The following is a 20,404-nucleotide window of genomic DNA, read 5'->3' as shown; positions in this document are numbered from 1 at the left end:
CAGGGGATGGGCACTGTAGGCTTCAACGTTCCCACCCCCAGCTTAACCTCGGGCCGCCGCCGCGTGAACATTGGGTGAATGGCGGGCCCCGGTCCGTCATACGGGCGTTGGACCCCGTTCGGTCCGGGCTACGCTAGTGGCGTGAATGAAGCGTTGATGATCGTGATCGCCGGCCTGGTGGGCCTGGCGCTCGGCGTCGTCGGCCTCCTCGCGTACCGCTACAGCCGGTTGCAGCGTGAGGCGGTCTTCGACGTCGACGAACCGACCCTGCCGGAGGGCGCAGCGGAGATCCTCTCCGTGGTCGGTCGGGCCTTCGTCGTGGTCGACGACATCGACGGCGTCGTCCGGGCCAACCCCGCCGCCTACGCCTACGGGCTGGTCCGCGGCCATACGATGGTGCACGCCGAGCTGCTGTCGCTGGCCCGCCGCGTCCGTGCGGACGGGGTCATCGAGGAACGCCAGTTCGAGCTGCCGCTGGGCCCGCTCGGGCAGGGGACCATCGTCGTGCATGTCAGGGTCGCACCGCTGGGCGACGAATACATCCTGCTGCTGGCCGACGACCGCACCGAGATCACCCGTACCGAGGCGGTCCGCACCGACTTCGTCGCCAACGTATCGCACGAGCTCAAGACCCCGGTCGGCGCCATCCAGCTGCTCTCCGAGGCCATCGACGAGGCGGCCGACGACGAGGTCGCGGTCCGCCGCTTCTCCATGAGGCTGGACAAGGAAGCCCGCCGGCTGGCCGCGCTCGTGCAGGACATCATCGAGCTCTCCCGCCTGCAGGGTGCCGACATCGTGCTGGCCGGCCAGCCCGTGGACGTCAACCGGGTGATCGCCGAGGCGGTGGACCGCAACAAGCTCACCGCCGAGGGCAAGGGCATCACCATCACCGTCGGCGGGCACACCGATGACCGGATCTTCGGGGACCGCGACCTGCTGATGACCGCCTTCCGGAACCTCATCGACAACGCCATCCGGTATTCTCCCGACGGCACCAGCGTCGGGGTCGGGGTGCGCTCGCGCGACGGACTCGTCCAGGTCTCGGTCACCGACCAGGGCCCCGGCATCGCCCCGGAGGAGCAGGAGCGCATCTTCGAGCGCTTCTACCGCGTCGACGCCGCCCGCACACGCCAGACCGGGGGCACCGGATTGGGCCTGAGCATCGTCAAGCACGTCATTTCCAACCACGGCGGCGAAGTCACGCTATGGTCCCAACCCGGCCAGGGGTCCACCTTCACGGTGCGCATGCCCCGCCATGAACACGCCGACGAGTCCCCCCGCGCAACGGCATCCACCGGCACCGGGGAGGCCCGCTCCATCGAGACCGACACCGTGGACACACACCGCACCACACAACAAGGAGGCCGAATTTGACCCGCATTCTGGTGGTCGAGGACGAGGAGTCGCTGAGCGACCCGCTGGAGTACCTGCTGACGAAGGAGGGCTTCGAGGTCCATGTCGTCGACAACGGGATCGACGCCATCGTCGAATTCGACCGCGCCGGCGCCGATCTGGTCCTGCTGGATCTCATGCTGCCGGGCCAACCCGGTACCGAGGTCTGCCGGCAGCTGCGCCAGCGGTCCAGCGTCCCCGTGATCATGCTGACTGCCAAGGACTCGGAGATCGACAAGGTGGTGGGACTGGAACTCGGTGCCGACGACTACGTCACCAAGCCCTACTCAGCCCGCGAACTCGTCGCCCGGGTGCGGGCGGTGCTACGCCGGCAGGGCGAGCCGGAGGAACTGGTCGCCGCCACCGTGCAGGCGGGCCCGGTCCGCATGGACGTCGAACGGCACACCGTGAGCGTGCAGGGCGAACAAGTCTCCTTCCCGCTCAAGGAGTTCGAGCTGCTCGAGATGCTCTTGCGCAACGCCGGACGCGTGCTCACGCGCGGCCAGCTGATCGACAGGGTCTGGGGATCCGACTACGTCGGTGACACGAAGACCCTTGACGTGCACGTCAAGCGCCTGCGCTCGAAGATCGAGCCCGACTCCGCCGTCCCGGTCCACCTCGTGACCGTGCGCGGACTCGGCTACAAGTTCGAGGCCTGAGGCGCGACGGCGGCGCGCGCCGGCTTGCGCGAACGCAAACGGCGGCTGGATCCCGGAGGATCCAGCCGCCGTTTCGCGTGGGTGGGGCCTAGTGGCCTTCCGGCGTCAGGATCGGCTCCGTCGGCTGCAGGTGCTCGACGGTGTCCGAGTTGTAGCCGCCGGGTACGAACGGACGGTACTCGGGAAGGACTCCGTTGACGACCGGCATCGACTCGGTGACGCTGCTGGCGCCAATCTTCACCGTCAGGTCGGCGTGCGACCCCGGCTCGACGCCGGCGCTGGGCAGGAGGGTCTTGTTGGCGTCATCCTCGAGCTTGACCGCGGACTTCTTCGGGACCTCGATGGTGGCCGAATTGCCGTCCACGGTCAGCTTCACCGAGGCGGCCTGGTCGGTGTCGTTGATCAGGCTGCCGATGAAGCGGGCCGGTTCGTCGACCGAGTTCGTGACCAGCATCAGGTTGCGCATCTCGATGTCGGCTACGTCGAAGACGATGCCGTCGGATGCGGCGTAGTGCAACGACGTCGCCTGCGGGTTCACCGCACCGCAACCGGTCATCCCTGCGGCCAGCAGGGCGAAGGCGGCAACAGTCGCGGTACGGCGGCCGCGGAACTTCTGTGCGGTGATCACGGCACAAACTCCTCTACAAGGTTCTTCTCTGGTGTTGTCGCACCAGTGCGGACGAGTGGGTCCCGCGCCGGAGCATAAAAAGCGTTGGTCCCAGCCTAATCGGTTTCGGCGCAAAAGTATGACTCGGCTGGGCCGGTGACGGCAGGCGACAGGGGCAGCCGGGAGGACCACCCTCCGCGGGGTGGCTCCACGCGCCCTAGCATCAATGGCGGAAAACGCAAGGGCGGATTATGGTCCTCCTGCCGCTAGATGGCGGGCAACGCGCCGATGATAGAACCATATTCGTGATAAACTGGATTCCGGGAAAGGGGTTTATCCAGATGGTTTTTGAGGTTGGCGAAACGGTTGTTTACCCTCACCACGGTGCGGCGATGATCGAAGAGATCAAGATGCGGACGATCAAGGGCGAAGAGAAGATGTATCTCAAGCTCAAGGTCGCGCAGGGCGATCTGACAATCGAGGTTCCGGCAGAGAATGTGGATCTGGTTGGCGTCAGGGACGTCGTCGGCCAGGAAGGCCTGGAACATGTTTTTGACGTCCTGCGTGCCGAACTGACGGAGGAGCCGACCAACTGGTCCCGCCGTTACAAGGCAAACCTGGAGAAGCTGGCATCCGGCGACGTCGTCAAGGTGGCAGAGGTCGTCCGCGACCTGTGGCGCCGCGACAACGACCGCGGGCTCTCGGCCGGCGAAAAGCGCATGCTCTCGAAGGCGCGCCAGATCCTCATCAGCGAATTGGCCCTGGCCAAGAAGCTGGACGAGGAGAAGGCGGAAATCGTCCTCGACGAGGTGCTCGCCTCCTAGGCAACGACGCCGCTCCGGCCATCCGGAACGGCGACCAGCCGGCCCCGCCGGCACAAGACCCGACCACCCCAGGGTGGCCGGGTCTTTCGTTTGCCCGCCGGTAGGGTGGGGGCGTGACTGATTCCGCCCCCGTTCCCCCGCGCATCGGCCTCGTCCTGGTTGCCGCCGGCGCCGGCACCCGGCTCGGCCACGGGATGCCCAAGGCGCTCGTTCCGCTGGCCGGCCGGACCCTGCTCGAACATGCCCTGCGGGGCATCATCGCCGCCGGCATCTGCACCGAGCTGGTCGTCGTGCTCCCGCCCGGCGATGACCGTCTGCGGCAGGTGTGCCACGCGGTCGGTCAGGACACCGGGCTGGCCATCGGCACCGCCAGCGGTGGCACCGAGCGCAATGACTCCGTCCGGGCCGGGTTGGCGGCGCTGGCCCCCGTGGACCACGTGCTGGTCCACGACGCCGCACGGTGCCTGACACCGCCGGAGGTGTTCACCCGCATCGCCGGCGCCCTCGCGGCCGGGGGCACCGCCGTCGTACCCGGTCTTGCCGTCGCCGACACCATCAAGACGGTGGACCCTGAAGCGGAGGCCGCCCGGGGCATACCCGACGCGGCCCTGGTCACCGGCACCCCCGACCGTTCCGGATTGCGGGCCATCCAGACCCCCCAGGGGTTCGAGGCCGCCGCCCTCTCCGCTGCCCATGCCGGTGCCGGCGCATGGAGCCGGGGGGAAGCCGCCGCCATCACCGACGACGCGGCACTGATGGAACGCGCCGGACACCAGGTGCTGGTCGTCCCCGGCGACCCGGCGGCCTTCAAGATCACCACCGCGCTGGACCTGCTGCTCGCCGAGGCGCTGCTGGCCCGCGACCACCCCCCGACCCCCACCCAGGAGCCGTGATGGACCCCCGCCCCCTGATCCCGCGCACTGGCATCGGCATCGACGTCCACGCCGTGGACGCGGATCCCGGCCGCGACCTCTGGCTGGCCGGACTCCACTGGCCCGGCGAACGCGGCCTCTCCGGCCACTCCGACGGCGACGCCGTCGCGCACGCCGCCTGCGACGCGCTCTTCTCCGCCGCCGGGATCGGGGACCTGGGCACCCACTTCGGGACCGACCGGCCCGAATTCGCCGGGGCCTCGGGAGCGAGCCTGCTGGCCGAGGCCGCCCGGCTGGTGCGTGCCGCCGGATGGGAGATCGGCAACGTCGCCATCCAGTTCGTCGGGCGGCGCCCCAAGTTCGGGCCGCGCCGCACGGAGGCCGACGCCGCCCTGTCCGCGGCGGCCGGCGCCGCGGTCACGGTCACGGCCACGACCTCGGACGGGCTCGGCTACGAGGGCGCCGGGGACGGTATCACCGCCTACGCCACGGCACTGGTCTACCCGGTGTCCGATAACCTTGAGCGGTGAGCATCCGTTTCTATGACACCCAGCAGGCACAGGTCCGGGATTTCGTTCCGCTGACACCGGGGCGTGTGGGCCTCTACTACTGTGGGGCCACCGTCCAGGGCATGCCCCACGTCGGGCACGTCCGTTCGGCCATCGCCTTCGACATCCTGGTGCGCTGGCTCGAACACCGCGGGCTGCGCGTGGACGTGGTGCGCAACGTGACCGACATCGACGACAAGATCCTGGAGAAGTCCGCCGCCTCCTTCGCGTCCGGCTTCGAAGCCGACGGGGCGTACCAGCCCGACGAGGACTGGTTCGCGCTGGCCTACCGCTTCGAGCAGGCCTTCGCCGGCGCCTACGACACCCTCGGGGTGCGCCGGCCGACGTACGAACCGCGCGCCACCGGCCACATCACCGAAATGCACGAGCTCATCGCCCGGCTCATCGACGCCGGCCACGCCTACCCGGCCACCGACGGATCCGGCGACGTCTACTTCGACGTCCGCTCCTACCCGGCCTATGGCGCCCTCACGCGCCAGCGCGTCGAGGACATGCAGGCCGCCCCGGATGCCGACCCGCGCGGCAAACGCGATCCGCGGGACTTCGCGCTCTGGAAGGGGCACAAGGACGCCGACCCCGCCACCGCCTCCTGGCCCAGCCCGTGGGGCCGCGGCCGCCCCGGCTGGCACCTCGAATGCTCGGCCATGGCCGGCAAATACCTGGGCGCCGCTTTCGACATCCACGGTGGGGGACTGGACCTGCGCTTCCCGCACCACGAGAACGAACTCGCCCAGTCCACGGCGGCCGGCGACGGGTTCGCGAACTTCTGGATGCACAACGGCATGGTCACCTTCGAGGGCGAGAAGATGTCCAAGTCCATCGGGAACACGATCTCGCCGGCGGACATGCTCGATGCCGCCCCGGCCCGGGTGGTGCGCTACTTCCTGGGACAGGCCCACTACCGGTCCCAGCTGGACTACAAGCCGAGCTCGCTGCAGGAGGCCGCCGCCGCCGTCGAGCGCATCGACACGTTCATCACCCACGCCCTGCAACGCCTCCACGGTGTGGCCCCGGGCGGGGACTTCGAGCTCGACCTGGCCCATTTCGAGGTCACCGAGGAGTTCGCCGCGGCGATGGACGATGACCTGAACGTCCCGCAGGCCCTGGCCGCCCTGCACGAGAGCGTGCGCCGCGGCAACAAGGCGCTGGCCGCCGGCGAGTGGGAGGCCGCGGACCAGGCACTGGCGCAGGTGCTGGCCATGACCTCGACGCTCGGACTCGACGATGCGGCCGCCGCAGACGGGCAGGCCGGGTCCCCGGCCCAGCAGGAGGCGTTGGACACCTTGGTGCGGGCGCAGCTGGAAGAACGTGTGGAGGCCCGGGCCGCCAAGGACTGGGCGCGGGCCGACCGGATCCGCGATACGCTGGCCGCCGCCGGGATCGTCGTGGAGGACTCGGCCGACGGCGCCCGCTGGTCGCTGAAATAGCCGACGGTCCGGAAAAAGCCGTTCCACCTGTAAAATAGGGGGTTGCCGGGCATCGCGACTGCGCGGACCCGACCCCACCAACATCAAGGATTCCATCCCATGGCAGCACCCAAGCGTCACGGCGGCGCACCGAAGAAGAAGAAGGGCCCCACCGTCGGCACCGGCGGCCACGGCCGCAAGGCGCTCGAGGGCAAGGGCCCCACGCCCAAGGCCGAGGAGAGGACCTACCACAAGGCCTACCGCGGCAAGCAGCTGGCCGAACGTGCCGCCGCGAAGCCCGGTGCCGCCCGCCAGCGCCCCGCGGCCCGCAGCGGCCGCAGCAAGAACGCCGAGGAAATGGTGTCCGGACGCAACTCGGTCCTGGAGGCCCTGCGCGCCGACATCCCCGCCAAGGCCCTCTACATGGCCATCCGCATCGACGTCGACGACCGCGTGCGCGAGGTCCTCAAGCTCGCCGCCGACCGCGGCCTGGCGGTCATGGAGACCGGCAAGCCGGAGCTGGACCGGATGACCGACGATTCCATCCACCAGGGCCTGGTCCTGCAGGTCCCGCCGTATGACTACCCGGACGCCCTGGAGACGGTGGAGGCGACGCTGGTGAAGGCCGCCAAGGGGTACATCAACAACACCCCGCTGTTCATCGCCCTCGACGGCATCACCGATCCGCGGAACCTCGGGGCCATCATCCGCTCCGCCTCGGCCTTCAACGCCCACGCGGTGATCGTGCCCGAACGCCGCTCGGTGGGCATGACGGCCTCGGCCTGGAAGACCAGCGCCGGCGCCGCGGCCCGCGTGCCGGTGGCCCGGGCCACGAACCTGACCAGCACGCTGAAGGCCATGAAGCAGGCCGGCGTGTATGTCATCGGGCTCGACGGCGACGGCGATGTCGGCCTGACCGGCCTGCCGCTGGCCACCGACCCGCTGTGCATCGTCGTCGGCTCGGAGGGCAAGGGGCTCTCCCGCCTCGTGCGCGAGAACTGCGACCAGATCGTGTCCATCCCCATCGAATCGGCCATGGAATCGCTCAACGCCTCGATGGCCGTGGGCATCACCCTCTACGAGGTGTCCCGCCTCCGGGCCGAATAGGACGGGTGCGCCAGTGAAGAAGCCCGCTGACGCCGCGCTCCTCGTGCCCCCGGCACCCGACCGCCCGTCCTCCGTCGTGTCCTCCGGGATCTCGGCGCCCGCCGACGGTCCCGGGGGCGCCGGAGCGCAGGACGCCGTGAACGTTTCGGTGTTCGCCCCGGGCCTGGCCGCCGTCGACGTGCACTACACCGATCCGGCGGGGAAGCGGGCGGTGGCGGCGCTGTCCGCCGACACCGCCGGCAGCCACCAGGGGCTCGTCGCCGCACTGCGCCCGGGAGCCAGCTACGCGTTCTGGGCGAGCGGCGCCGACCTGCCCCACGACGGCCAGCTGCTGCTGGACCCCTTCGCCCGCGCCATCATCCAGGACGATGGCGGAGCCTACTGGGGCGTGCACGTCACCGAGGACTTCGACTGGGGCGGGGACGCCGCCCCGGCCATCCCGTGGCGGGACACCGTCATCTACGAGGCCCACGTGCGCGGCCAGTCCATGCTGCACCCCGACGTGCCCGAGGAACTGCGCGGCAGCTACGCCGGCATGGCCCACCCCGCCATGATCGAGCACCTGCTCGGCCTCGGCATCACCGCGGTCCAGTTGCTGCCCATCCACTTCCACCTCGACGAACCGCACCTGCAGGACCTCGGGCTGCCCAACTACTGGGGCTACAACACGCTCGGCTTCTTCGCCCCGCACACCGACTACGCCAGCGCAGCGGCACGCGCTGCCGGACCGCAGGCCGTCCGGGACGAACTCAAGGGCATGGTCCGGCTCCTGCACCAGGCCGGGCTCGAGGTCATCCTCGACGTCGTCTACAACCACACCGCCGAGGGCGGGCAGGACCAGAAGACGTACTCCTGGCGCGGACTCGGCGACACCGCGTACTACCGGCACGACGACGCCGGGAACTACCTGGACACCACCGGATGCGGCAACTCGCTGGACTTCTCCTCCGCGCCGGTGATCGAGATGGCGCTTGAATCGCTGCGCCACTGGGTGGTGGACTACCACGTCGACGGATTCCGGTTCGACCTGGCCGTCACCCTGGCCCGGGACGAGGACAACCGCTTCACCCCGCGCCACCCGTTCCTGCAGGCGATCGCCGCGGACCCCGTCCTCACCCACGTGAAGATGATCACCGAACCCTGGGACCTGGGCCCCGACGGGTGGCAGACCGGAAGGTTCCCGCAGGGCTTCGCCGACTGGAACGATGGCTTCCGCGACACCGTCCGCGACTTCTGGGTGGCCGGCCGCGGCGCCCTCGAGGGCGGTGGCGAAGCCGCCAACGTGGCCCGCCTGGCCAGCGTCCTGGGCGGATCGCGCGAGATCTTTGCCGCCTCGGGCCGCGGCCCGTTGTCCTCGGTGAACCTCGTGACCGCACACGACGGCTTCACCCTGCGTGACCTGGTGAGCCACCACCGCAAGCACAACGAGGACAACGGCGAGTCCAACCGCGACGGCGCCGAGGACAACCGCAGCTACAACCACGGCGTCGAGGGCATGAGCGGGGACGCGGATATCACCGCGGCCCGGCTGCAAACCGCCTCCAACGCGATGGGGACCCTGCTCATCTCGCTCGGAGTGCCGATGCTCACCGCCGGCGACGAGTTCGGCAAGACCCAGCGTGGCAACAACAACGCCTACTGCCAGGACAACGAGCTCTCCTGGCTGGACTGGACGCCGGACGCGTTCGGGCAGGCCATGCTGCGTCGCACCCAGTCCTTCGCCAGGATCCGACGCGAATTCCTGCAGCACCAGCCCTTCGTCTACCCGACAATCGCCGAAAGCTCCTACCTGCTGTGGTTCAACGCCGAGGGCACCCCCATGCGGCAGGGGGAATGGACCGACGGGCGGACCCGGCTAGTGCAGCTGCTGCTGGGGTCCACCTCGGGCAGCATCGACGGCCTCGTCGTGTTCAACGGGCACCTCGAGGACCGCAGGATCCGGATGCCCGACGCCGAGTCCCTGCAGGACTTCCGCCGGAAGGATGCCGCATCGACCCGCTTCGAGCTGCGCTACGGCACCGGAACGCGCAGCCAGCTGCGCCAAGGCGCCCAGGTCGGCGCCGGCGAACTGGACACCGCCGAGGGCAGCTCGATCACGGTCTACCGCTGCGATGCCCCCGGGCTCGGCTTCCGGCAGTAGCCCCGCGCGGGCCTGCCGATGTCAACCGGCGGCGGTGACCAGGCCCAGTTCCGCAGCGGAGGCCAGCATCGGGTGGGCGGGGACAACCCGCACCCCGTAGCCGAAGGCGCCCGGGCGTTCGAGCTGGAGTTCCCCGTGGAAGAGGAACCGCCCATTCCCGAGGTCCTCGGCGAGGTCGAGCGGATGGACCGAGGTGTCCGCGAGCTCGTCGGTGTCCCCGACGGTGCCCTGGACCGCCTCGACGCGGACCTCATGGGGGGAGAGGCTGCCCAACCGGATGTAGGTGCTGACCCGGAACGTGTCGCCGATGCTCGGTTCGGCCTCGATGTCGAGTGAATCGACATGTTCGACGGCGATGCCCGACCACGCGGAGACCACGCGTTCGCGGAACGCGGCCGCCTCGCGGGCCCCGGCGAAGCCGCCGGCCGACGCCTCGTGGCCGGCCTGTGCCGCCGGCACATACAAGGTGTTGACGTAGTCGCGCACCATCCTCGCCGCGGAGACCTGCGGCCCGAGGACGGCCAGGGTGTGCCGGATCATCGACAGCCATTGGCGCGGCATCCCGTCGTCGGCGCGGGTCGAGGGCCCGGCGGCACCCGAGGACTGGTCGTCCTCCTGGCCGTAGAAGCGCGGGGCGACCGTGTTCTCGATGAGCGCGTAGAGCGCCGCGGCCTCCAGGGAGTCGCGTTCCTCCGGGGAGGCCCCCTCGGGTGCCGTGGGGATCGCCCAGCCGTTGCCGCCGTCGTACATCTCATCCCACCAGCCATCGAGGACTGAGAGGTTCAGCGCACCATTCAGCGCGGCCTTCATGCCGGAGGTCCCGCAGGCCTCCAGCGGGCGCAGCGGGTTGTTCAGCCAGACGTCGCAGCCCGGGAAGAGCGTGCGGGCCATGGCCATGTCGTAGTTGGGCAAAAAGACGATCCGGTGGCGGACCTCGGGGTCGTCGGTGAAGTGGACGAGGTCCTGGATCATCCGCTTGCCGGCCTCGTCGGCGGGGTGCGATTTGCCGGCAATGACCAGCTGGATGGGCCGGGTGGGGTGCAGCAGGGCCGCCTTGAGGCGCACGGGGTCGCGCAGCATCAGGGTCAGCCGCTTGTAGGTGGGCACCCGCCGGGCGAAGCCGATGGTCAGCACATCCGGATCCAGTACCGAGTCGGTCCAGCCCAGCTCGGCCTCGGCGGCGCCGCGGCGCTTCCAGGAGGAGCGCAACCGTGACCTGACATCGTCGATGAGCTGGACGCGCAGCTCGCGGCGCAACGCCCACAGCCCCGCATCGTCCCCGGATCCGGCATCGTTGAAGGCGGTGACCCGGGGGTCGACCCAGGTGGCCTCGTGCACGCCGTTGGTGATCGAGCCGATCGGCACCTCGGCCGCGTCGAAGCCCGGGTAGAGGCCGGCGAACATGCCGCGCGAGACCTCGCCGTGCAACCGCGAGACGCCGTTGGCGCGCTGGGCCAGCCGCAGACCCATGGCCGCCATGTTGAACGTTCCCTCGTTGCCGTCCAGCGGCACCTCGTCGCCCAACGCCAACACCGCGTCGGTCGGCACCCCGGGGGCGAGGCCGGCGTCGAGGAAGTGCGCGATCTGCGCGGCGTCGAACCGGTCGATCCCGGCGGGAACCGGGGTGTGGGTGGTGAACACCGTTCCGGCGCGCACGGCGGCCAGCGCGGTGGCGAAATCCAGCCCACCGTCCATGAGCTCGCGGATGCGTTCGATCCCCAGGAACCCGGCGTGGCCCTCGTTGGTGTGGAAGACCTCGGGCGCCGCGGTGCCGGCGAGCCGGGCATGGATGCGCAGGGCCTTCACCCCGCCCATGCCCAGCAGCAGCTCCTGCTGCAACCGGTGGTCCCCGCCGCCGCCGTAGAGGCGGTCGGTGATGGAGCGGGCGGCGTCGTCGTTGGCCGGGATGTTCGAATCCAGCAGCAGCAGCGGGACGCGTCCGACGTCGGCCCGCCAGATGTGCGCATGCAGTTCCCGGCCGCCGGGCAACGGCAGGGTCACGGTGGCGATGGAGCCGTCCGGTTCGCGCAGCAGGGTCAGCGGCAGCCCATGCGGGTCCAGGACCGGGTAGGTTTCCTGTTGCCAGGCGTCGCGTGAGAGCGACTGCTTGAAGTAGCCGGCCTGGTAGAGCAGGCCCACTGCCACCAGCGGAACCCCGAGGTCGCTGGCCGCCTTGAGGTGGTCGCCGGCCAGGATGCCCAGGCCGCCCGAATACTGCGGCAGGGCCGCGGTGATCCCGTACTCGGGGGAGAAGTACGCGATGGCCGCCGGTGGGTTGCCCTCCAGGGACTGGTACCAGCGCGGGGCCGAGAGGTAATCCTCCAGGTCGGCCGCGAGCGTGCCGATGCGCCGGACCAGCTCGGCGTCGCCGGCCAGTCCGAGCAGACGGGAACGGTCGAAGCGCCCGAGCAGGGCGACGGGGTCCCCGCGCACGGCATCCCACCCCTCGGGATCCAGATCGCGGAACAACTCGGCGGTGGGCCGATGCCACGACCAGCGCAGGTTCGAGGCCAGGGGCCCCAAACCGGCGATGCTCTCGGGGAGGACGGTGCGGACGGTAAAACGTCGAATGGCCTTCACCCTGACGACGCTAGCCTAGAAACTTGCCGGATGGGGGTCCTGCCCCGGATATGAAGCGAACGCAGGGTCACGGTTCGGTCCCGTCGCCGAAATCCTTGGCATTAAGGCCCCCGACTGGCTAGCGTCTATGGGGTGAACACCCGGCGCAAGGCCAGATTCGGCCGCATTCCCGTCACCGACGTCTTCCCTGTCATCGAGGGAGGGCGTTTCCCCGCCAAGGCCGTGGCCGGACAGGACGTCCTGGTCAGGGCGACCGCGTTCCGCGAAGGCCACGACGCACTCGCCGCCGAGGCGGTGCTCTACGACCCCGACGGCGTCGAACGCCAGCGCGTGCCCATGCGCCCCGGCCGGCCCGGCCTCGACGAATGGCTGGGCACCCTCCGCCCCACCAGCGAGGGCGACTGGACCTTTGAGGTCGAGGCCTGGGACGATCCGATCGGCACGTGGAGGCACGACGCCGGCATCAAGGTCCCGGCGGGTATCGACACCGAGCTGATGCTCACCGAGGGGACGCTGCTGTTCCGCGAGGCCGCCGCCGCTTCGCCGGAACCGGCGGCTCTCGAAGCCGCGGCCACCGCCCTGGCCGACACCGCACTGCCGGACGATGTGCGGATGGCCGCCGCGTCCTCCGCCGCCGTGGTGGCCGAACTGTCCCGGAGGCCGTTGCGCCGCATGGTCACCGGCGGCGGGCGCTTCCCCTTGCTGGTCGAACGTGATCTCGCCGGACGGGGCGCCTGGTACGAGTTCTTCCCCCGTTCCGAGGGGGCCACCTTCGATCCGGAGGCCGGGGTATACACGTCGGGCACCTTCGCCACGGCGTCCGAACGCCTGGAATCGGTGGCGGACATGGGCTTCGACGTCATCTACCTGCCGCCGATCCACCCGATCGGGCGGACTTTCCGCAAGGGCCCGAACAACACCCTGGTCGCCGGCGAACACGATCCCGGTTCGCCCTGGGCCATCGGCTCGGCCGCCGGCGGCCACGACGCCATCCACCCTGATCTGGGGACCGAGGCCGACTTTGCCGCCTTCGTGGACCGCGCCCACAACCTCGGCCTCGAGGTGGCGCTGGACCTGGCCCTGCAGGCCTCCCCGGACCACCCCTGGGTCGCCGAGCATCCGGAGTGGTTCACCACCCGGGCCGACGGGACGATCGCCTACGCCGAGAACCCGCCGAAGAAGTACCAGGACATCTATCCGCTGAACTTCGACAACGACCCGCAGGGGCTCAGCGCCGAGGTCCTGCGCATCGTCACGCTGTGGATCGAGCGCGGTGTGCGGATCTTCCGCGTCGACAACCCCCACACCAAGCCCGTGGGGTTCTGGGAATGGCTCATCGGACAGGTCCAGGAGCAGCACCCCGGCGTCGTGTTCCTGGCCGAGGCCTTCACCCGTCCGGCCATGATGCATGCCCTGGGCCGGGCCGGGTTCCAGCAGTCCTACACGTACTTCACCTGGCGGAACACCAAGGAGGAGTTGGAGGAGTACTTCACGGAGGTCTCCCGCGAGACCTCGGCGTTCTTCCGGCCGAACTTCTTCGTGAACACCCCGGACATCCTCACCGAATACCTGCAGTTCGGCGGCCCAGCGGCCTTCCGGATCCGCGCCGCACTGGCCGCCACCGCGTCGCCGATGTGGGGGGTCTACGCCGGTTTCGAGCTGTACGAGCACGTCGCCCGCCCCGGGGCGGAGGAGTACATCGACAACGAGAAGTTCCAGTACAAGGTCCGCGACTTCGACACTGCCGAGGCCGAGGGGCGGTCGCTGGCACCGTACCTGCGCCGCCTCAACGCGATCCGCGCCGACCATCCGGCGCTGGGCGAACTGCAGAACCTGGTCCTCCACCCCACCAGCGACGATGCGACCATCGCCTACTCGAAGTCCCGCCGCACGGACGCCGAGAGCATTCCGGCACCGGACGGCGCCGCCGCCGGGTCGGCCGGGCCTGCCGACCCGCGGCCCGTCGGGCAGGCGATCGACACGCTGATCATCGTCGTGAACACCGACCCGCACGGGGCCCGGGAAGCCATGGTCAGCCTGGACCTGGACGCGCTGGACCTGCGGCCCCAGGACCTCGACGACGAGGGCCGCTTCACGGTCGATGACCTGATCACCGGCCAGAGCTGGCGGTGGGGCGCACAAAACTACGTCCGCCTCGACCCGCACCTGGAGCCCGCCCATGTCCTGCACATCCGCCGGGGAACCTGATGGCCAACCCGTTCCAGCTCAACGTACCGGGTCTGACGCATGACCCGCAGTGGCACCGGAAATCGGTGTTCTACGAAGTGCTGGTGCGGGCCTTCTCCGATGCGAACGGCGACGGCAGCGGTGACATCGCCGGACTGATCGACAAGCTGGACTACCTGCAGTGGCTCGGCGTCGACTGCCTCTGGGTCCCGCCGTTCTACAAGTCGCCACTGCGCGACGGCGGCTACGACATCTCCGACTACTACGATGTGCTCGATGAATTCGGCACGATCGGGGATTTCCGGCGTCTGGTGGCCGAGGCCCATGAGCGCGGGCTGCGCATCATCATCGACCTGCCGATGAACCACACCTCGGACGAGCACCCGTGGTTCCAGGCCTCCCGCCGCGAACCCGAGGGCGAATACGGTGACTTCTACGTCTGGTCTGACAGCGACGAGAAATACTCCGATGCACGCATCATCTTCGTGGACACCGAGGAATCGAACTGGACCTTCGACCCCGTCCGACGGCAGTTCTACTGGCACCGCTTCTTCGGCCACCAACCCGACCTGAACTTCGAGAACCCGCACGTGCACGAAGCCATGTTCGACGTCGTGCGCTACTGGCTGGACCTCGGCGTCGACGGATTCCGCGCCGACGCCATCCCCTACCTGTTCGAGGAAGAGGGCACCAACTGCGAAAACCTCCCGCCGACCCACGACTTCCTGCGCCGGCTCCGCGCACTGGTCGACGCGGACTACCCCGGCCGGGTCATCATCGCGGAGGCCAACCAGCCCCCGCAGGAGGTTGTCGAGTACTTCGGCACGGTGGAGGAGCCCGAATGCCACATGTGCTTCCACTTCCCGATCATGCCCCGGCTCTTCTTCGCGCTGCGGGACCAGCTGGCAGCCCCGGTCATCGAGGCCATGGAGCAGACACCCGACATCCCGGCCGGAACCCAGTGGGGTACGTTCCTGCGCAACCACGACGAACTGACCCTGGAAATGGTCACGCCCGAGGAACGCGAGGCCATGCTCGGCTGGTATGCGCCGGATTCGCGCATGCGCGCCAACGTCGGCATCCGGCGCCGCCTGACCCCGTTGCTGGACAACTCCCGGGCCGAACTCGAGCTCATCCACGCACTCCTGTTCGCCCTGCCGGGCAGCCCGTTCCTGTACTACGGCGACGAGATCGGCATGGGGGACAACATCTGGCTCGATGACCGCGATGCCTCGCGGACCCCGATGCAATGGAACCCGGACCGCAACGCCGGTTTCTCCGCCGCCGACCCCGGCCAGCTCTACCTGCCGGTCGTGCAGTCGCTGGTCTACGGCTACACGAGCATCAACGTCGAGCAGCAGCTCAACCACAGCGGCTCGATGCTGCACTGGGTCCGGCAGATCCTGGGGGTGCGGCGCGAACACCCGGTCTTCGGGTTGGGCACCTATCGCAACGTCCACGCGAGCGCCCCAAGCGTGCTGGCCTTCGTGCGCGGGACGGCACCGGCCGGGGACCCTGCCGGCGGGCGGCGCGCAACGCGTCCCCCGACGATGCCGTACGACAGGGAAGCCACGGAAGGCGAGACGCTGTTGTGCGTCTACAACCTGTCCCAGCACCCCGTGGCCACCGAACTCGACTTGCCCGAGTATGCCGGACGGGGTCTGCGGGACATCTTCGGCGGCAGCATCTTCCCCCCGGTTTCCGATAGCGGGCGCCTGTCGGTCACCCTCGGATCCCAGGGGTTCTACTGGTTGAGACTGCGTTCGCCGCGGTCCGACGTCACTGCAGCAAACACCACGACCCTTCCGGTCGTCGACCCCTTGGATGTGCGCCGATGAGCAACGACACCGATATCACCCGTGTACTCGCCGATTGGCTGGGCGCCCAGCGCTGGTGCCCCGCCCCGGCAGGTACCTTCACCGTCTCGATCGCCGGAACCCTTCCCCTCGCGCACCCCGACCCGGACGTGGTCCTGCTCAGCCTCCTGCTGGCCATCGAGCCCACCGCCACTCCAAACAAGGCGACAAGACAACCAGGCGACGAATCTACTACGGAAAATACCGGCGTGGTCCAGGTGCCCCTGTCCCTGCGCAGGAAGGCATCCGAGTCCGCCGGGCTGCCGCTGGGCGCGGTGGACGCAGCGGCGGTCGGATCCCTCTCGGCGGGCGCGGGGGCACCCGTAACTACGGGGGAGGGGGACTGGCTGGCCTACGACGGAACCCAGGACCCCGAGTTCGTCGATGCCTGGGCGGCCATGATGGCCCTGCCGACGGCCGCACCCGGGTCCATGCGGGTCCTGCAGGGCGAGCAGTCCAACACCTCCGTGGTCCTCGACGTGGCGGAAGGCCCGGCCATCATCAAGTTCTTCCGCGTGCCACTTCCGGGCGCGAATCCCGACGTCGAACTGGGAACCCTGCTCTCCGATGCCGGTTCCCAGGAGGTCCCGCGATCGATGGGCAGCCTGGATGGGCACTGGAGCACCGGAGGCCGGCAGGTCACCGGCACGCTCTCCGTCGTGCGCGAGTTCCTCCCCGGATCGGTCGACGCGTGGCGCACCGCCAGTACGGCTGCCGTCGAGAACCGCGACTTCACCGCCGAAGCCACCGAGCTGGGCCGGGTCGTGGCACGACTGCACCACAACCTGCGGTCCGTCGCCCCCACGGCAGAGGCCACCGCCGAACAGACGCGCCTGTTCGTCGAGTCCTTGCGGGGACGGCTGGTCTGGGGATGGGAACGGGCGGCGCCCGAGGACGGGGCACTGGCCGATGCCTTCATCGAGGTCCTGGAGTCGCTCGGTGCCCTGGGCCGGCTGCCCCTGCTCCAGCGCATCCATGGCGACCTGCACCTGGGCCAGATCCTCCAGGTGGGGGAGAGGGGCTGGGTGGTCCTGGACTTCGAGGGCGAACCACTGCGCACGGCCGAGGACCGCGGCGGCTACGACGTGGCGCTGCGTGACGTCGTGGGCATGCTGCGTTCGTTCGACTACGCCGCGGGGTTGGCCACCCGTTCCGGCACCCCCGATGCCGCGGCATCCGCACTGCAAACCGGCGCGGCCGGGACCGCGGCCCGCCAGGAGGCGGCCCGCCAATGGTCGGCAAGGACGCGGAAGGCCTTCCTGTCGGGGTACCGTGAGGAATCGGGCGAAGCAATCGACATCCAGTCGCCGCTCTTTCTGGCCCTCTGGCTGGACAAAGCCCTCTACGAAGTCGTGTACGAACAGCAAAACCGGCCGTCCTGGGAACAGGTTCCGGCATCGGCGGTCCAGGAGGTCCTCTCAGCCATGCAGAACCCATCCAACGCATCCCGGGGCGATCGTCCCGAGACCGCAACCTCCACCCGTTCGGCCGATACGGCGGACACGCCCCGCCCCGTGGCCGCAGACGTGCTCGACGCCGTGGCACAGGGCAGGTACCACGCGCCCCACGGTGTCCTCGGGGCCCACATCGGCGACGACGGGGCGGTCACGGTGCGCACCCTGCGCAAACTGGCCCGAAGTGTCACCCTCGTCACGGAAGCCGGCCGCTTCGACATGGTCCACGAGCACGACGGCGTCTGGGTCGCCGGGGTACCCACACCCGCTGGGCGGGAAGGCACCGTCCCCGACTACCGGCTCGAGGTCGTCTACGGCGACGAGGCCCCGACGCTGGTCGATGACCCCTACCACTATCTGCCCACCCTCGGGGAGGTCGACCTCCACCTCATCGGCGAGGGCCGGCACGAACACTTGTGGGACGTCATGGGGGCCACCGTCCGCAGGTACCACACCGCCATGGGCACGTGCGAGGGCACCAGTTTCGCCGTGTGGGCCCCCAACGCCCAGGCCAGCCGGGTAGTCGGTGACTTCAACGGCTGGGACGGCACCGGAAGCGCCATGCGGTCCTTGGGGCGCTCCGGGGTATGGGAACTGTTCATGCCCGGCGTCCGAGCCGGCGCCGTCTACAAGTTCGAGTTCCTCGGACAGGACGGCCACTGGTACCAGAAGGCCGACCCGATGGCCCGCCACACGGAAGTCCCGCCGCTGACCGGCTCCGTGGTGGTGGAATCCTCCTACGGGTTCCAGGATCGGGAGTGGATGGAGTCCCGGGCCGGACGGGATCCGCACTCGGGCCCGATGAGCGTCTACGAGGTGCACCTCGGATCCTGGCGGCCCGGCCTTGACTACCGGCAAATGGCGGACCAGCTCAGCGAGTACGTCTCGTGGCAGGGATTCACCCACGTGGAGATGATGCCCGTGGCCGAACACCCGTTCGGCGGCTCGTGGGGCTACCAGGTCACCTCCTACTACGCACCGACCTCGCGTTTCGGGCACCCGGACGACTTCCGTTACCTCGTGGACCGCCTCCACCAGGCCGGGATAGGCGTGATCATGGACTGGGTCCCCGCCCACTTCCCGAAAGACGAGTGGGCACTGGCGAAGCTCGACGGCCAGGCGCTCTACGAGCATCCGGACCCCCGCCGTGGCGAACACCCCGACTGGGGCACACTCGTCTTCGACTTCGGCCGCCACGAGGTACGCAACTTCCTGGTCGCCAACGCCCTGTATTGGATGGGCGAATTCCACATCGACGCCCTGCGGGTCGATGCCGTGGCTTCCATGCTCTACCTCGACTATTCGCGTGAAGACGGTGGATGGGAACCGAACATCCACGGCGGACGGGAAAACCTGGAGGCCATCGGCTTCCTGCAGGAACTCAACGCCACGGCCTACCGGGTCAACCCCGGCATCGTCATGATCGCAGAGGAATCCACGGCCTTCCCCGGGGTCACCGCCCCCACCAGTGGTGGCGGACTGGGCTTCGGGCTGAAGTGGAACATGGGCTGGATGCACGACTCCCTCGAGTACATGTCCGAGGACTCCATCAACCGGTCCTACCACCACCACAAGATCACCTTCTCGATGGTCTACGCATACACGGAGAATTTCCTGCTGCCCATCAGCCACGACGAGGTCGTGCACGGGAAGGGGTCGCTGCTACGCCGCATGCCCGGGGACCGCTGGCGCCAACTGGCACAGGTCAGGGCCTACCTGGCGTTCCAATGGGCCCACCCCGGCAAGCAGCTCATCTTCATGGGAACCGAATTCGCCCAAGAAGGGGAGTGGAGCGAACAGCACGGCCTCGACTGGTGGGTGGCCGACACCCACCAGCACCGCGGCGTCCAACTGGCCGTCCGCGCGCTCAACGGGATCTACCGCGAGCTTCCGGCATTGTGGGAACTGGACAACGACCCCGCGGGCTTCAGCTGGATCAACGACCACGAGTCAGCCGGCAACACGCTGAGCTTCATCCGCCACGACGAGAGCGGCAATGAGCTGGTGTGCGTTGCCAACTTCTCGGGGGACGCCCATCCTGGGTACCGGCTGGGGCTACCGGCCTCCGGCGCCTGGACCGAGGTGCTGAACACCGACGACACCGAGTTCGGCGGATCCGGTGTCACCACACCGGGAACCATCACCGCCGACGGACCACCCCACGACGGGCAGCCCAGCTCGGCGGTCGTCGACCTGCCCCCGCTGGGCGTGATCTACCTGGTCCCCGGGTCGCGAAGCTGACGACTGCACCGGCGGTGAGCCGGTCTTCCGAACCCCGCGGGTCCACGAGTGGCACAGCACACAACCGGGTCAACCGGGTTGCCACCCTCGAAAGGGAAGCTCGGGCGTTCCCCGGGCCGCGGAATGACGGCGATTTTGGCCGCGGTTCACCGGATGGACATCGCGATTTGGCGAAGCCGCCCGGATGTGGGTATAGTTATTTCCCGCGCCGGTCGCCAATAAAACTTCTCCACGGGGAAGCCAACGGGACGGCGCAGACTTCCGAAAAGCGAGGAAAACGGTCGATTTGACCCGGACCAAGCCAACGGGTAAGTTAGACAAGTTGCTCCAGAGCGTAGCGGCCGGCCGGATGGCGGGTTCGTGGAGGTTGGAAGCGTCTGTTGTTTGAGAACTCAATAGTGTGCCATGTTTGTTGACACCGATTTTTTATGAATTGGTGAATGGTCTTTTGTGGGTGCACCCCCGTGTGCTCGCAGGGACATATTTGCCGGGTTCAGTAACTTGGTGCAG

General features: G+C 69.0%; 13 protein-coding genes. 11 read left to right on the top strand and 2 right to left on the bottom strand.

Translation table 11 applies throughout. The annotated features are described in order from the left end of the window. Positions 1-156: 156 nt before the first annotated feature. Positions 157-1,374 (top strand): sensor histidine kinase, encoded by a 1,218-nt coding sequence (locus AC1MEQ_RS06895; RefSeq protein ID WP_479796077.1) that lies wholly within the window; start codon positions 157-159, stop codon positions 1,372-1,374. After that, positions 1,371-2,051 carry a response regulator gene (locus tag AC1MEQ_RS06890; protein WP_479795168.1) on the top strand — a complete coding sequence of 227 codons (681 nt, stop codon included), beginning with the start codon at positions 1,371-1,373 and terminating at the stop codon, positions 2,049-2,051. The genes AC1MEQ_RS06895 and AC1MEQ_RS06890 overlap by 4 nt, the downstream gene beginning before the upstream one ends. Positions 2,052-2,139: 88 nt before the next feature. Here AC1MEQ_RS06890 and AC1MEQ_RS06885 read toward each other — a convergent pair whose 3' ends face one another. After that, positions 2,140-2,679 (bottom strand): hypothetical protein, encoded by a 540-nt coding sequence (locus AC1MEQ_RS06885; RefSeq protein ID WP_479795166.1) that lies wholly within the window; start codon positions 2,677-2,679, stop codon positions 2,140-2,142. A 320-nt stretch (positions 2,680-2,999) separates the two neighbouring features. Between AC1MEQ_RS06885 and AC1MEQ_RS06880 the strand changes: the two genes are divergently transcribed. The 6 genes from AC1MEQ_RS06880 (at position 3,000) to glgX (ending at position 9,576) form a co-directional block, all read left to right on the top strand. Then, entirely contained in the window at positions 3,000-3,482 is a 483-nt protein-coding gene (locus tag AC1MEQ_RS06880) for a CarD family transcriptional regulator (protein ID WP_343901082.1), read from the top strand. A 113-nt stretch (positions 3,483-3,595) separates the two neighbouring features. Beyond that, a complete protein-coding gene (gene ispD / locus AC1MEQ_RS06875) occupies positions 3,596-4,375 on the top strand; it encodes a 2-C-methyl-D-erythritol 4-phosphate cytidylyltransferase (RefSeq protein ID WP_479795164.1) in 780 nt (259 codons plus the stop codon). Beyond that, positions 4,375-4,884, top strand: coding sequence for a 2-C-methyl-D-erythritol 2,4-cyclodiphosphate synthase (gene ispF, locus AC1MEQ_RS06870; RefSeq protein WP_479795162.1), 510 nt, complete (start codon positions 4,375-4,377; stop codon positions 4,882-4,884). Before ispD ends, ispF begins: the two co-directional genes overlap by 1 nt. Further along, positions 4,881-6,350 (top strand): cysteine--tRNA ligase, encoded by a 1,470-nt coding sequence (gene cysS, locus AC1MEQ_RS06865; RefSeq protein WP_479795160.1) that lies wholly within the window; start codon positions 4,881-4,883, stop codon positions 6,348-6,350. Before ispF ends, cysS begins: the two co-directional genes overlap by 4 nt. Positions 6,351-6,449: 99 nt before the next feature. Then, positions 6,450-7,436 carry a 23S rRNA (guanosine(2251)-2'-O)-methyltransferase RlmB gene (gene rlmB / locus AC1MEQ_RS06860; protein ID WP_479795158.1) on the top strand — a complete coding sequence of 329 codons (987 nt, stop codon included), beginning with the start codon at positions 6,450-6,452 and terminating at the stop codon, positions 7,434-7,436. 13 nt (positions 7,437-7,449) lie between these two features. After that, a complete protein-coding gene (gene glgX, locus AC1MEQ_RS06855; protein ID WP_479795156.1) occupies positions 7,450-9,576 on the top strand; it encodes a glycogen debranching protein GlgX in 2,127 nt (708 codons plus the stop codon). Between the two features lie 21 nt (positions 9,577-9,597). On the opposite strand, the gene glgP is transcribed toward glgX, so the two are convergent. After that, on the bottom strand, positions 9,598-12,156 hold the full coding sequence (gene glgP / locus AC1MEQ_RS06850) for an alpha-glucan family phosphorylase (RefSeq protein ID WP_479795155.1): 2,559 nt from the start codon (positions 12,154-12,156) through the stop codon (positions 9,598-9,600). Between the two features lie 132 nt (positions 12,157-12,288). Between glgP and AC1MEQ_RS06845 the strand changes: the two genes are divergently transcribed. Genes AC1MEQ_RS06845 through glgB form a run of 3 tightly spaced genes read left to right on the top strand, consistent with a single transcriptional unit; the run spans position 12,289 to position 19,894 of the window. Beyond that, positions 12,289-14,364 (top strand): alpha-1,4-glucan--maltose-1-phosphate maltosyltransferase, encoded by a 2,076-nt coding sequence (locus AC1MEQ_RS06845; RefSeq protein ID WP_479795153.1) that lies wholly within the window; start codon positions 12,289-12,291, stop codon positions 14,362-14,364. Next, positions 14,364-16,181, top strand: a complete 1,818-nt coding sequence (gene treS / locus AC1MEQ_RS06840; protein ID WP_479795151.1) for a maltose alpha-D-glucosyltransferase — start codon at positions 14,364-14,366, stop codon at positions 16,179-16,181. The genes AC1MEQ_RS06845 and treS overlap by 1 nt, the downstream gene beginning before the upstream one ends. Beyond that, on the top strand, positions 16,178-19,894 hold the full coding sequence (gene glgB, locus AC1MEQ_RS06835; protein ID WP_479795150.1) for a 1,4-alpha-glucan branching protein GlgB: 3,717 nt from the start codon (positions 16,178-16,180) through the stop codon (positions 19,892-19,894). Before treS ends, glgB begins: the two co-directional genes overlap by 4 nt. Positions 19,895-20,404: the final 510 nt, after the last annotated feature.

The organism is Arthrobacter sp. ASL1 (assembly GCF_056680475.1).
Note: the sequence above shows the minus strand (reverse complement) of the source record. Positions and strands in the feature narration are given on the sequence as shown.